The sequence below is a fragment of the Streptomyces sp. NPDC032822 genome (genome assembly GCF_055578825.1).
In genome coordinates this window covers 151,245-164,774 of sequence record NZ_JBVIOL010000013.1, presented here as the reverse complement: position 1 = coordinate 164,774, position 13,530 = coordinate 151,245, and the positions used below count along the sequence as shown (strand labels likewise).

Sequence of the window (13,530 nt, the reverse complement as noted above, 5' to 3'; positions counted from 1 at the left end):
TACCCACAACTTCGACAGATCAAGCACACGAATTTTCACTACCCCACCCACCACACACGGCAACCCCACCCACCAGAGGCCCAGCAAGGGACAATCCGGCCACACTCACGCCACCGCGGGCAACCGCACGTCTGCGGTGGCGAGTTGGAGGCCGTCGGCACCGCCGAGTCGCCGAGCACCACGCTCTCCGCCGCGCGGGACGGCGCTGCGGTCGGCCGTGTGGCGGTGGCCTACGGCGGCAACACGGGGGCGATCACCCGACGCTCGACCGCGATATCGCGCTGCGCGGGGGCATCGCCCCGGTCCGCGTTCCTCCCGTGCCGCGCGACGCCCCGTGCTGTCATTAGGCGGTGCGCTTCACGTGGCGGACCAGCCACATCAGCAGGGCGTCCAGGTCGGCGGCGGCTGCCAGGACCCGGTCGACCGCCTCGGGAGTGTGCAGCCACTCCTCACAGCCCAGGGGCCGGGCGGCGATCAGCGAACGGTGGCGCAGCAGGTGCGTACGGGTGTGGTCCACCGGATAGCCGCGCGGGGGGCGTTGCATCACGTCGCCCGAGATGTCGTAGCCCTTCTTCCGCAACTCCGCGACGATCCCGGTCAGTTCGCGCCCGCTGCCCTCGACGGCCACGGCCTTGCGGAACATGTCCACCTGGCCGGGATCGGGGTACCACCAGGCTCCCTGGATCCGCAGACCGTCCAGGTCGAACCGGAGACCGATCTCGATCTTCCGGCCGAGCCGGATCACCGCGCCCTGGTGCTGCCACCACCAGGAGTCGGTGCGGTAGTGCCAGACGGAGAAGTCCTCGTAGCGGGGATCGGCGTCCGCGACCTCGTTCAACAGGGCGATCATCGGCTGCCGGACCAGGCGCTCGCGGTCCGCGCGGCAGCGCTCGCGCGTCGCGTGGGTGGGTTCGCCCTGCAGCTGCCACAACACGTCCATGGCCTGTGCCGGCCAGCCGGTGAACGGTCCGCGCATGCGCGGAGAATAGCCCACCCTTGATCCGCGGGGGGCGAGACGGGCGTCGAAGTGTCCGTGGTGTTCATCGACGCACACCGCCAGGTGTGCGGAGTCGAGCCGATCTGCCGAGTCCTGACCAGTCACGGGCCGAAGATGTCGCCGAGCACCTGCCGCGCCGCCGAGAGCCGCGCCCCCACCGCCCGGCCGGTCCGCGACGCGGCGTCGCAGCCGCAGATCAGCCGCGTCCGCACGGACACCTTCCGTGTCTGCGGGGCGGAACAGGGTCCAGGGGGCGTGCAGGGTCGAGGGGCGACCCGGGGGCGTTACTCGGGCAGGGGTTCGGCGTAGTGCCGGACCCCCGTGGGCTCGGTGTGGAGGGCGTACAGGCGCTCGGCCGGGACGGCGGGGCTGCTGTGTGTCGCGTGAACGCGGCGGGTCGGTCAGGGCTTGAGCAGGACCTTGATGGCGCGGCGTTCGTCCATCGCCCGGTAGGCGTCGGCGGCCTGCTCCAGCGGGAGGGTGAGGTCGAAGACCTTGCCCGGGTCGATCCGCCGGTTCCAGATCAGGTCGATCAGCTGCGGCAGGAACTGACGGACCGGGGCGGGGCCGCCGTGCAGGTGGGCGTGGGAGAAGAACAGCTCCTGGCCGTCGAGGGTGACGTCGTGGGAGACGCCGACGTAGCCGACGTGTCCGCCGGGGCGGGTGGAGCGGATGGCCTGGAGCATGGACTCCTGGGTGCCGACCGCCTCGATGACCGAGTGGGCGCCGAAGCCACCGGTCAGTTCCTTGATCTTCTCGACGCCCTCGTCGCCGCGCTCGGTGACGATGTCGGTGGCGCCGAAGTCCAGGGCGAGCTTCTGCCTCGACTCGTGCCGGCTCATGGCGATGACCCGTTCCGCGCCGAGCTGCCGGGCGGCGAGCACACCGAGCAGGCCCACCGCGCCGTCACCGACCACGGCGACGGTCCTGCCCGGGCCGGCCTGGGCGGCGACCGCGGCGAACCAGCCGGTGCCGAGCACGTCGGAGGCGGTGAGCAGGCTCGGGATCAGGTCCTCGTCCGGGATGCCCGGGGTGGCGACGAGGGTGCCGTCGGCGAGCGGGACGCGCAGCCGCTCCGCCTGGGCGCCCATCTCGTTCATCCACTCGCGCCGGACGCAGGCGGTCTGGTAGCCGGCGCGGCAGTTCTCGCAGGTGTTGTCCGAGGTGGAGAAGCCGCCGACGACGAACTGGCCGGGCTCGACGGTGGTGACGGCGCTGCCGACCTCCTCCACGACGCCCACGTACTCGTGACCGATCGGGGAGCGTGCCTCGAAGGGTTCGGCCCCGCGGTAGGGCCACAGGTCGGAGCCGCAGACACAGGCGGCCGACACCCGGATGACCGCGTCCGTGGGGTGAAGGATCCTCGGGTCCTCGCGCTCTTCGACCCGGAAGTCGCCGGGGCGTGCATCACTACACCGCGCATGGGGGTTGCTCCTCGCGTGAAGGGACCGGCCGTGTCAGTCGGCCGGGCGGGCCGGGTGCCCGCGTCATCCAGGTAACCAAGGCCGCGCACGGTCAACCAGTTGCTGATGAAGCATGTACTGGCAGTACATCCCTCATGGCGGGCGGGCGGCGTACGGTCGAGGCGTGGACAACCGTGACGAAATCCGCGAGTTCCTCACCTCGCGGCGAGCCAAGATCACCCCGGAGCAGGCCGGGCTGCCGGCCGGCAGCCGACGCCGCGTGCCCGGACTGCGCAGGAGCGAGGTCGCCACACTGGCCGACGTCAGCGTCGAGTACTACGGGAAGCTGGAACGGGGCAGCCTCGCCGGAGTCTCCCCCGCCGTGCTCGAATCGGTCGCGCGCGCACTCCAGCTGGACGACGTCGAGCGGACGCACCTGCTCCACCTGGCCCAGGCTCAAGAAGGCTCCGACACACTCGCCCGCCCCCGGTCGCGTTCCATCCGGCAGAAGGCCCTGCCCAAGAGCCTGCAGTGGGCTCTGGACGCCGTCACCGCCGGGCCCTCGTTCGTGACGAACGGCCGTCTGGACCTGCTCGCCGCCAACCAGCTGGCCCGTGCCTTCTTCGCCGACATCTACGACAGCGGCACGACACCGCCGAACATGGCCCGCTTCCAGTTCCTGGACCCGGCGGCCCGTCGCTTCTACCCGGACTGGGACCTCATCGCCGACATGACCGTGGACGTGCTGCGCACCGAGGCCGGCCGCAACCCGCACGACAAGGACCTCCACGACCTGGTGGGCGAGCTGTGCACCCGCAGCGACGCCTTCCGGACCCGCTGGGGCTCCCACAACGTGCGCCGTCACGGCACCGGCGTCAAACGCTTCCATCACCCGGTCGTCGGCGGCCTCACTCTCGCCTGGCACGGCTCGGCCGTGGACGACGAGCCCGGCCTCACCCTCCTCATCTACACCGCCGAACCCGGCTCACCCTCCGAAGAGGCCCTGCGCCTCCTCGCCTCCTGGGCCGCCTCCCGGGACGGTGCAGCCCCCGCCGACCCGCTGGCGCAGTAGGCGATCTCACCTGGGGCGTCGGGCAGGCGGTGGCGGGCGACACCTGCTCCGGTGACCGCCACGACACCCCGCACGGCGTGCTCCTCTCAACACCGGGGCCACCACCATCGTTTCCGCTACGGCGGGGCCCTGACGGAACGGCTCCCCTTCCGGGCACTGACGACCCCACGCAGCCCCCGCCCACCCGAACACCTCATCGGCGCACCGCACGCCCGCGGATCGCAGCTCTCCACGCGTCACGATCCGCGGGCGGCGGGTGCATCCGATGCCACAGCCTCACCGGCCGCAAGGATCAGCAGTGGACTCCGGCCACCGCGACTCCGCAACCAACCAGCAGTGGCTCGTCGTCGCCGCAGACCGGCTCCCTCGTCGGTGCTGCGTGCGCCAGTCAGCGCAGTCGTGTGGTCAGGCGGAACGTGCCTGACGGGATTCGGTACGAGGACACCCCGTCGGTATGGCCGAGGAAGCGCACTCCGTCCACTCGGGCGAGCGGCGTTCGTCCCTCACGGACGGAGTCGGCGGTGGCTGCCGGGAGGCGCAGGGTCGCCCCGCTGTTCGCGGGCACGACCGCGTCGTAGCGCAGGGTCCGGCCCGCGTCCTTGAGCACCCACTCGCTTCGGATCTCGCCGTACGGCGACTCGTACCGTCCCGCGGCCCGGGTGATCCTGCCCGTCGGATCGGTATGGGGTTGCAGGACGAAGTGCTTGAAGCCGGGGCTGTCCGGGTCGCGGGCGATGCCGGCCATGTAGGCGTACATCCACTCCATGATCGCGCCATAGGCGTAGTGGTTGAACGAGTTCATGCTGACCGGGCCGAACCCGTCGTCCTCGGAGTAGGAGTTCCAGCGCTCCCACACGGTGGTGGCACCGTTCTTCACGGAGAAGAGCCAGGACGGCATCGCGTCCTGGTGCAGCAGCTTGTACGCCAGGTCCGCGCGTCCCTCGTCGGTGAGGACGGGGGCGAGGACGTTGACGCCGAGGAAGCCGACGGACAGCGTGTTCTCGGCGTACCTGACCCGGCTGCTGTTCGGGTGGGCCGCCTTGTAGGCCGCGTCGTTGCCGATGTTGTCGGCGAGATGCCCGACGAGCGCGCGGCGTTGGGCCTCCGTTTCGTAGAACCCGAGCTTGAGGACCCAGAGCAGTGCTGTCTGGCTGTTGTCCTCCGTCTTCTGGTCGGGGTCGGCGCCCGGTTCGATCGGAGAGGCCTCGCCGAGGCTGGACCTGACGGTGACCGTGCCGCCCTCGGTGTCCAGGTACTTGGTGATGAACGCCTGTTTGATGCGTCCGAAGAGCTGGTCGTACGCCTCCCTCTCCGCCGTCCTGCCGATCGCGTGGGCCAGCTGTGCCATCAGCTGGGCGACGTAGCCGTAGTAGAGGTCGCTCATCATCTGGGCGCTGGTCTTCTGCGGCGCCAGCCAGTCGCCGGTGAGGGAGCCCTGTCCGGCGTAGGTGTCTCCGGTCTGCTGCCGGATCCAGTCCAGGTAGCGGGTCATCGCGGGCCAGTTGTCCTCGACGACGGTCGCGTCTCCGGTCATCTGCCACACGGTCCACGGCACGATGACTCCGGCATCCGCCCAACCGCTGCCGCCACCGGGGAAGTTGTACCGTCCGGTGGGGGCCACTCCGGTGAACTGTGCCGTGTCCACACCGTAGATGGTCTGGGAGTCGACGACGGTGTCCTGGAAGTGGCTGAGGAAGACTCCGGCGTCCGTGTTGTACAGGCCGGTCGTGGAGAAGACCTGGGTGTCGCCGGTCCAGCCGAGGCGTTCGTCGCGTTGGGGGCAGTCGGTGGGCACCCAGAGGTAGTTGCCGCGCTGGCCCCAGCGAATGTTGCTCGCCAGCTGGTTGATCTCGGGATCGTCGGTGGTGACGGTGCCGATCTCGCGGATCGCGGACGTGGCGACCTTCCCGGTCAGGCCGTTGATCGTGACGGTGTCCGTCGCGGTGACGGACACGTAGCGAAAGCCGTAGAAGGTGAGGGAGTCCTGGTGGGTCTCGCCGTGCCGGTCGCCCTTGAGGATGTATGTGCTGGTGGCCTTGGCGCTGCGGAGGTTGGCCCGGTAGAGGGAGCCCTTGGGGCCGTCCGCGCCGGTGCTGTCGTCGTTGAGTATCTCGCCGAACCTGAACTCGACCCTGGCTCCGGCCGGGCCGCGCAGCCGGTAGTGGGGCACGCCGACCATGTTCTGTCCGAGGTCGAAGAGCACGGTCTCGCCGCCGGCGATCGTGACCGAGGCGGAGGCCGCTTTCGCGGGGTCGGTCACCGTCCGGGCGGGGTCCACGACGATGTGTCCCCTGCCGTTGGGGCTGCCGTCCTGCCCGGCCACCCCGGTGGCGACGGTGATCGACCGCGGTCGACGGTCCCACTGGGGCATCAGGCGTGCGGTCTCGCCCGGGTAGGCGAGGAGTTGTGCGTCCGGGAACGTGTCGTCGAAGGCGACGCGTTCGACATCCGACCAGGCGGACTCGTCGAATCCGTGCGTCGTCCAGCCCGGCAGTTCCTTGCGGGCGTCGTAGGTCTGGCCGTCGTAGATGTCGTCGGCGCGGTAGGGGCCGTCGTCCGTGGCCTTCCAGCCGTCGTCCGGCCTGGTGACGACCGTCCGCGATGTCCCGTCGGTGTACCGGATCAGCAGCTTGGCCTTGGCCGCCAGCGGGTTGCCGTCCTCCGAGTAGTAGGTACTGCCCTCGGAGATGCGGCCGTTGTACCAGCCGTTGCCCAGGACGACCGCGAGGGTGACGTACGGCTCCTCTGTCACGAGGTCGGTCACGTCATACGTCATGTAGTTGACGCGTGCGTCGTAGTTGGTCGAGCCCGGGGGCAGCAGTTCGGTCGTGGTGCCGCCGTCCTGCGGGACGCTGACGTGGCGTCCGTTGACGTAGGCCTCGTAGACGCCGAGCGCCGAGAGGTACAGCCGCGCCTCGCTGACCTTGGGCCGGCTCTTCGCGGCGCCCGCTGTCCTGACGTGCTCCTCCTTCCGAAGCATCGGTGCGCCCGCCGAGTTGGGGGCCTTCCCTTTCATTCCGATCCACTGGGCTCCGCCCCAGCCGGCCACGCCGTCGGTGCTCATGAGGCCGGTCTCGAAGAAGGCGGGGGCCGCGGTACCGACCGGACGGCCTTCGGCGTCCCAGACGGTGACGGTCCAGTGGTAGCGGGTCGAGGCCTGGAGCGCCTTACCCGCGTAGCGGACGGCCACCGAGTCGGAGGAGCGGACGCGGCCACTGTTCCAGACGTCGGCGCGGCCGGCGGTCAGCTTGCCGGCCGTGCTCGCCACGAGGATCTGGTATGTGCCCTGGCTCCGTCCGCGTGCCGTGGACCGCATGCGCCAGCCGAAGCGTGGCCGGGCGGCGTCCACGCCCACGGGATCCGTGCGATGTTCCGCGGTCAGCCCCGTCACCGCACCGTCCGCTTCCGCTGCGCGGGCCGCTGCCGCCGCAGGTGTTCCGCCTCCCGCGCCGGCTACCACCACGGGCACGGCGCCTGCTGTCGCGGCGAGCATGGTTCGGCGACGCACTCCTGTCCTGTCGCTGCGGGGAGGAACACCCTCATGGCCCTCGCGGTCGGCTGCGTCCGCACTGCGCGCTTCATGATGCACCCGTCTTCCTTTCGGTTGTGCGGCCATCGGTGAGAGGCCGGCTCAGGCGTGGACTGTGCGCTGAAGATGGTGTGGGGTCGCGGACGTGTGGGCGGTGCCGCCCCCCGTGGTCAGCTCCCGGCCTTGTAGTCGGCGTCCATTTCCTTGAGGAGGTCTTGCGGCGTGGACTGGTCGCTGAAGATCTCCTGGAGGCCGCTGAGCATGGTCTGCTGGACCTTGGCGTTGGGCCAGAGCTGGTCCATGAACGGCACGGTGCGGTCCGCCTTGATGAACGTGGACAGTTCGGTCAGCGACGGGTCGACGGCATAGCCCGTGTCGGGCAGGGAGGGCAGACTGCCCTGCTTCTTGGCGAACAGGTTCATGCCTGCGGGAGACATCACGAAGTCCACGAACTTCAACGCCAGGTCCTTGTTCTTCGCCTTGGCGTTCACTCCGTAGCCGGCACCCGCGGCGGCAGGTATGAGGGTCTGGGACGGGTTGTCGGTGGCCGGGAGCGCCCGGAGCAGGAACGTGCCTTGCGGGTTCTTCTGTTTCAGGAGGGCGATGACCCAGTTGCCCTGGATGATGCCGAGCGTTTTGCCGGAGGCGGCGAGGCCTTGGCTGGCTTCGTAGTTGGTGCCCAGTGGGTTCTTCTGGAAGCACCCGGTCTTCTCCATGGTCAGGTACTGGTCCAGAGCCGTGGTCCACCGCGACTGCGCGAAGGTGAGCCGGCCGGCCTGCATCTTCTTGTCGACGTCGCGGTCTTCGCCGTAGACGGTCGTGGCGACCAGCGCGTACAGGGCGAGTTGGGTCACCCAGTTGTCCTGGTTGCCCAGGGCGAAGGCGGGCGTTCCCTTGGCCTTCGCCGCCCGGCAGAAGGCCAGCAGCTTCGTCCAGGTGTCCGGCGGGGTGAGTCCGGCCTTCTTCATGGCCTGCTGGTTGTAGACCGCTCCGATGCCGTTCTGGCCGAAGACCGCGTTGTAGGTCTTCCCGTCGTACTGGGCGACGCTCTTGATGGCATCGGGCAGCTCGGCGGCCCATGGCCGATCCGAGAGATCGCGCAAGTAGCCCGGTTTGGCCAGCACATACGTGGCAGCGGGGTTGCCGTTGCCCGGCCAGACCGACATGACATCGGGTGCGGTGCCCGAGGACAGCTGGGTGCGGATCTGCTGCTGGTACTGGTCGGCGCCGCTGGTGGTGTAGCGGACCTTGACGCCTGGGTTGGCCTTCTCGAAGGCCCTGACGACGTCCTCGACGGAGCCCTGGTCGACCGAGGCGAGCGTCAGGGTCTTGGAGCCGCCACCGGAGCCCGCCTCGGTGCCGCCGCTGCAGGCGGCCAGCACGGCCACGGACGTCACCGTGGCGACCAGGACCGGGAGTATGCGTTTGTTCATGAGGTCCCCCTCGGGGAGGTGCAACCGGACATGAGGGACGGGCGGGCGCCGTGTGTCACCCCTTCAGCCCTCCCGCGAAACCGTTGATGATGCTGCGCTGCAGCAGGAAGTAGACGAGCAGAACGGGCAGGATGCTGATCACCAAGGCAGCGAAGATGAGGTTCCAGTCGGTGACGTACTGGCCGACGAAGCCGGCGATCGCGACCGGCATGGTCTGCTGGGCGCTGCCGCTGAGGTACAGCAGTGGGGTGAAGAAGTCGTTCCAGATGGCGACGGTGTTGAGGACCAGGGCCGTCACCGTGACGGGCTTGAGCATCGGCAGGATGACGTGGCGGAAGCCCTGCAGCGGGGTGCAGCCGTCGATCAGGGCCGCTTCCTCGAAGTCGCGGGGCAGGGCGCGCAGGAAGCCGACGTAGAGGAAGACGGTGAAGGGGACTTGGAGACCGGAGTAGAAGAGGACCAGCGCCCAAGGGGTGCCGAGCAGGCCCATGTCGCGCATGCTCTGGTACAGCGGCAGCGAGGCGAGCTGGAAGGGCAGGACGAGCCCCAGGAGGAAGGTCAGGTACGTCCCCCTCGACCAGCGGGCCGCGACACGGGCCAGCGGATAGGCCGCGAGCGACGAGACGGCCAGCACGATGACGACACTGCACGCCGTCACCAGCAAGCTGTTGCCCAACGCCCCGCCCAGCGAGCCCTGTTGCCACGCCTGTGAGAAGTTGTCCAGGGTGGGCGAGGTGGTCGGGCTGATCGGCGACGAGGTGTCCGAGGCAGGTCGCAGGGCCAGGTTGACCAGGATGTACACGGGGAAGCCCACGGCCAGGGCGGCGGCGATCATCGTCAGTTCCAGCGCGAGGGTGCGCGGACGGTAGCGGCTCACGATGCGGCCCTCTCGTTGCGGGACAGCACGACGTACTGCCCGGTCGAGACGACCGCCACGATGATCGTGAGCACGACCGCGAGCGCGATGCTGTACCCGAACTCGCCGAGCGTGAAGGCGTCCTTGTAGATCAGCGTCGAGATGGTGTCGGTGGCATGTCCCGGCCCGCCGCCGGTCAACGCGTAGACCTGGTCGAAGAGTTTGATCCCGCCGATGATCGACAGCATCAGGTTGATCGTGAGGGCCGGAGCCAGCAGTGGCCGCGTCACCGACCAGAAGCGCCGCACCGGGCCCGCTCCGTCGATGGCCGCCGCCTCATGGACCTCCCTCGGCACCGACTGGAGCCCGGCCAGGAAGATGACCATGGAGTAGCCCGCGAACTGCCAGACGATCACGCCGACCACCGACCACAGCGCGACCTGCGGACTGCCCAGCCAGTCCTGTCGCAGGCCGTCCAGGCCGACCGCGCCCAGCAGGCTGTTGACCGCGCCGTCGGGGCCGAGCAGGTTGCGCCACAGGTAGGCGGTGACGATCGGCGTGATCACGGCCGGAGCGAACAGGAAGACCCTGAGCAGGTTCCGGGACTTGATGGCCGAGTTGACCCCGAGGGCCAGCAGCAGTCCCAGCGCGTTCTGAATGACCGTGATCGACACAGCGATCAGCAGCGTGTGCCAGATCGCCTGCACCGCATCGGGATCACGGGTCATGTCGGCGAAGTTGTCCAGGCCCACGAAGGAGAAGCTGGGGTCCAGGCCGTCCCAGTCCGTGAAGGCGTAGTAGACACCGCAGACGCTCGGCACCAAGACGACGAAGGCGAACAGGACCAGGGCGGGAAGCGCGAACCACCAGGGCGGGCCGGCACGCGCCCGCCGCGCTGGTGGAGGCGGCTCCGCGTCCGGCGGCCGGTCCTGGTCCGGAAGGTGCTCGTTGGGAGCGGGGGTCACCGACGCGCCTCCTTTCCTGAAACGATTCAAACGGGCTGTCAGGTCGACACTGCTGCCAGTCGGACTCGGGGAGGAGCAGCTGTCGCCGCCCCGTCGCGGGATGGTTGCTCCGACAGGTGCCGGATCATCTGCAGCCCTGATGGGTAACGTTTCCCACGGGGTGTGGCCAGACCCTAGGGAGCGTTCCCGCGTGACGTCAAGATGCCGCGCACGCTGCACGATTGTCACGACGGGGAAACGGCGCGGCCCGCACAGGGAACTCGCCGAGTCACCGGCCCGTACGTACGTACACTCGGCGGCAACGTTTTCCAAGGGGAGAGGAACCGGATGGAGCGACAAGCACCGCGCCGCCGTGTCACCATCGTCGACGTCGCACGACACGCCCAGGTGTCCACGACCGCCGTGTCCAAGGTGCTGCGCAACGCCTACGGAGCCAGCCCCGAAATGCGGGCGAAGGTGCGCCGCGCGATCGACGAACTCGGCTACCGGCCGCATGCGGGCGCCAGGGCCCTGCGCGGGCAGACGTACACCATCGGCGTGATGCTGCCCGACATCCGCAACCCCTTCTTCCCCGACATCCTCGACGGCATCACCCAGGCGTTGGAGGACACGGAGTACCAGGTGCTCGTGGGGCCCGGCTGCAACGGCGAGAAGGCGGAGGCCCGCGTCACCGAGGCCATGATCGACCGCGGTATGGACGGCCTGATCCTGGTCGCGCCCGTGTCCTCGCGCACCCACCTGGAGCATGTCGCCGTCACCGTGCCGACGGTCGTCGTGGGCCGGCACGGGTCGTCCTCCGTGTACGACACGGTGGTGAACGACGACATCGAGGGCGCGTCCCTGGTCGTCGGTCACCTCGTCGGTCTCGGCCACCGGCGGATCGCCCACATCGAACACCACGACACCGACCCCACACGCCTCGCGGAGATGTCCAACGCCCGGCGCGCCGACGGATACCGACAGGCCATGCGCGCCCATGGCCTCGCGGAGTTCGTCGACGTCGCCTCCACCAGCTACACCCACGAGGGCGGTCGCCTGGGCGCCAGGGAACTGCTGGACCGCCCCCGGCGACCCACAGCGGTGTTCGCCGGAGCCGATGTCGTGGCGATGGGCGTGCTGGAGGCGGTCGCCGAGGCCGGGCTCTCCGTTCCCGAGGACATCTCGGTGGCGGGCTACGACAACACGACGATCGCCAGGTTCGGCCCGGTGTCGCTGACCAGCGTCGACCAGGCGGGCCGCGAGATCGGCGGCAACGCCGCCCGTCTCGTACGGGAGCGGATCACCGACCGCCACAAGACCTCCGTCCAGGTCAGCCTGGCCCCCACCCTCGTGCCGCGCCGGACCACCGCCCGCCCCCCGGAGTAGCCCGCCGGCCCTGAGCTGCGACGGGGGCGTTCAGCCAGTCGGGAGCACGCGGACTCCACCGTGAGCCTGTCCGATCGCCGCGAACGGACGACGCGCGGGGGCGAAGGTAAGGTTCTTCGCCGCCCCCGCCGCGCTCCTGGTGTGGACGTGGCCTGTGACGACAGCGCCTAGACGCTGGAGCCGGTGTTCGCCGGGCCGGTCCTGCGGACGTGCAGCACGCTGCCGTCCAGGGGCAGCGGTGACCGGCCCACGAGGGTCAGGCCCACGTCGGCGAACAGCCTGGCGAAGTGGTCGGCGCGGCGTTCGCGGCCACCGACGTTGCACATCATGTGCAGGTCCCAGGCCGTGGCCAGCGAGGCCGAGCCGTCGGCGGGCAGAACGCGCTCGACGACGAGCAGATCGGCGCTGTCGGACATCGCACGGGCGCAGTGGCGCAGGATCTCGCGGCAGCGGTCGTCGTCCCAGTCGTGCAGGACGCGGGACAGGACGTAGACGTCACCGCCCGCGGGGACGTCCGCGAAGTCGCCGGCCCGAAAGGTGCACCGTGCCGTGTGGCCGGCCTCGCCGAGGTGACGGCGGGCGGTCTCGACGGTGTGCGGGCGCTCCAGTAGAACACCGTGCAGACGGGGGTGTGCGGAAAGGATTCGGCCGAGCAGTTCGCCGTTGCCGCCCGCGATGTCGACCACGGTGGCCCCTTCGGCCGCCACGGTGAGGACCGGGTGGGCGGGCAGCGGGTCGAACATCCGTGAACCGGCGGCCATCGACCGGTCGAAGAGTTCGGCGAGTTCGGGATCGCGGGCGAAGTGGTCGAAGTGGTTCTCGCCGAAGCGCTCCTCGAAGGCGACCTGTCCGGTGCGCACGGTGTGCCCGAGCCCGGCGAAGGACTCGTAGAACGGTCCCCCGTACATCAGCGCCAGCGGCCGCATCGACCCGTCGGCGTCCGCCCGCAGCAGGCGGCCGGTGTCGGTGAGCCGGAAACCGTCGCGGTCCTCGCTCACCATGCCGAGCATGGTGAGGTAGCGCAGCAGGGTGGCCAGGTGGGGCGCGAAGGCGTTGACGTCCCGGGCCAGTTCCGCGACACCGACCGCCCGCTCCTGGTGCATCGCGTCGGCCACCTCCAGTCGCGCGAACGCCGCCAGGGCCTGCGTCGTCCACGCCCCGGTCAGCAGGCGCAGCAGGGTCTCGGCGGGCTGCCGTCGGCGATACTCGTCGAGGTGGGCGGTGAGGATGTCGCGGTGGTCGCCGGGGACGTACAGCTCCACGCGCCGGTACCCGGCCTTGGCCTCGGCGGGCGTGGTGAAGTAGAACACCGTGCCGTTCTCGTGCGGGTTGTAGCCGCCGCCGTCGGGGACGGCGCCGTAGCGTCCGAAGGTCGCGCACAGGCCGCGCAGCACCAACGGGTCCGGTGCCTCGACCTCGAAGGCGACATGCGCCTCGTGCTGCCGCTCCCGTTCGTGCGCGGCGACCGTGTCGAGGTCCGATCCCGGCCGCACGGTCAGCGCGAACACCTCGACCATGCGCCGCGCCCCGTCCAGGCACTCCACCGCGGGGCGCACGATGCCGACGTCGAGCTCCGCCGCACACCGCTGGTGCCGTACGGCGAGCCGCTCGCGTACGACGACGCTCGGCCGCGGCGGTCCGTCGGCGGCCAGCCCGCAGTCGGTGAGCGTGGCCTCCAGCGCCGCCTCGTCGGGCGGGAAGACGAGCAGCGCCGCGTGGGAGAAGTCGCAGCGCTCCGACAGGGCCCGCAGCTCCGGGCCGTCGAGGCCGGGAAGCAGAAGCGGGAGCAGCGTGGCGGTGTCCTGTTCCTTGACGAAGTCGACCGTCGCGCGCAGGCGGGACGTGTCGCCCGACAATGCCGTGATCATTGCGGGGTGATCCTCATTCCGGGTTCGGATGTCTGTGTACGG

The 13,530-nt window shown here is 69.9% G+C and carries 8 protein-coding genes and 1 pseudogene; 2 read left to right on the top strand and 7 right to left on the bottom strand.

The features are described from left to right. Positions 1-343: 343 nt before the first annotated feature. Both ACZ5VD_RS31675 and ACZ5VD_RS31670 read right to left on the bottom strand, forming a co-directional pair. Positions 344-976 carry a DUF2461 family protein gene (locus ACZ5VD_RS31675; RefSeq protein ID WP_468684141.1) on the bottom strand — a complete coding sequence of 211 codons (633 nt, stop codon included), beginning with the start codon at positions 974-976 and terminating at the stop codon, positions 344-346. Between the two features lie 422 nt (positions 977-1,398). After that, positions 1,399-2,420: pseudogene (locus ACZ5VD_RS31670) on the bottom strand (zinc-dependent alcohol dehydrogenase family protein). 164 nt (positions 2,421-2,584) lie between these two features. Between ACZ5VD_RS31670 and ACZ5VD_RS31665 the strand changes: the two are divergent. Further along, on the top strand, positions 2,585-3,472 hold the full coding sequence (locus ACZ5VD_RS31665; protein WP_468684140.1) for a helix-turn-helix transcriptional regulator: 888 nt from the start codon (positions 2,585-2,587) through the stop codon (positions 3,470-3,472). A 388-nt stretch (positions 3,473-3,860) separates the two neighbouring features. On the opposite strand, the gene ACZ5VD_RS31660 is transcribed toward ACZ5VD_RS31665, so the two are convergent. From ACZ5VD_RS31660 to ACZ5VD_RS31645, 4 genes are all read right to left on the bottom strand, one after another. Beyond that, positions 3,861-6,965, bottom strand: a complete 3,105-nt coding sequence (locus ACZ5VD_RS31660) for a family 78 glycoside hydrolase catalytic domain (RefSeq protein ID WP_468684139.1) — start codon at positions 6,963-6,965, stop codon at positions 3,861-3,863. A 206-nt stretch (positions 6,966-7,171) separates the two neighbouring features. Next, positions 7,172-8,434, bottom strand: coding sequence for an ABC transporter substrate-binding protein (locus ACZ5VD_RS31655; protein ID WP_468684137.1), 1,263 nt, complete (start codon positions 8,432-8,434; stop codon positions 7,172-7,174). Between the two features lie 55 nt (positions 8,435-8,489). Further along, positions 8,490-9,311 (bottom strand): carbohydrate ABC transporter permease, encoded by an 822-nt coding sequence (locus tag ACZ5VD_RS31650; RefSeq protein ID WP_468684135.1) that lies wholly within the window; start codon positions 9,309-9,311, stop codon positions 8,490-8,492. After that, positions 9,308-10,255, bottom strand: a complete 948-nt coding sequence (locus ACZ5VD_RS31645; protein WP_468684133.1) for a carbohydrate ABC transporter permease — start codon at positions 10,253-10,255, stop codon at positions 9,308-9,310. Before ACZ5VD_RS31645 ends, ACZ5VD_RS31650 begins: the two co-directional genes overlap by 4 nt. Positions 10,256-10,582: 327 nt before the next feature. On the opposite strand from ACZ5VD_RS31645, the gene ACZ5VD_RS31640 reads away from it, so the two are divergent. Further along, positions 10,583-11,620, top strand: coding sequence for a LacI family DNA-binding transcriptional regulator (locus ACZ5VD_RS31640; RefSeq protein WP_468552584.1), 1,038 nt, complete (start codon positions 10,583-10,585; stop codon positions 11,618-11,620). A 167-nt stretch (positions 11,621-11,787) separates the two neighbouring features. On the opposite strand, the gene ACZ5VD_RS31635 is transcribed toward ACZ5VD_RS31640, so the two are convergent. Beyond that, on the bottom strand, positions 11,788-13,488 hold the full coding sequence (locus ACZ5VD_RS31635) for a methyltransferase (RefSeq protein ID WP_468684132.1): 1,701 nt from the start codon (positions 13,486-13,488) through the stop codon (positions 11,788-11,790). Positions 13,489-13,530: the final 42 nt, after the last annotated feature.

Coding starts and splice junctions, on each gene's coding strand:
- ACZ5VD_RS31675 (WP_468684141.1), bottom strand. CDS start 976: ATGCGCGGACCGTTCACCGGCTGGCCGGCACAGGCCATGGACGTGTTG.
- ACZ5VD_RS31660 (WP_468684139.1), bottom strand. CDS start 6,965: ATGCTCGCCGCGACAGCAGGCGCCGTGCCCGTGGTGGTAGCCGGCGCG.
- ACZ5VD_RS31655 (WP_468684137.1), bottom strand. CDS start 8,434: ATGAACAAACGCATACTCCCGGTCCTGGTCGCCACGGTGACGTCCGTG.
- ACZ5VD_RS31640 (WP_468552584.1), top strand. CDS start 10,583: ATGGAGCGACAAGCACCGCGCCGCCGTGTCACCATCGTCGACGTCGCA.
- ACZ5VD_RS31635 (WP_468684132.1), bottom strand. CDS start 13,488: ATGATCACGGCATTGTCGGGCGACACGTCCCGCCTGCGCGCGACGGTC.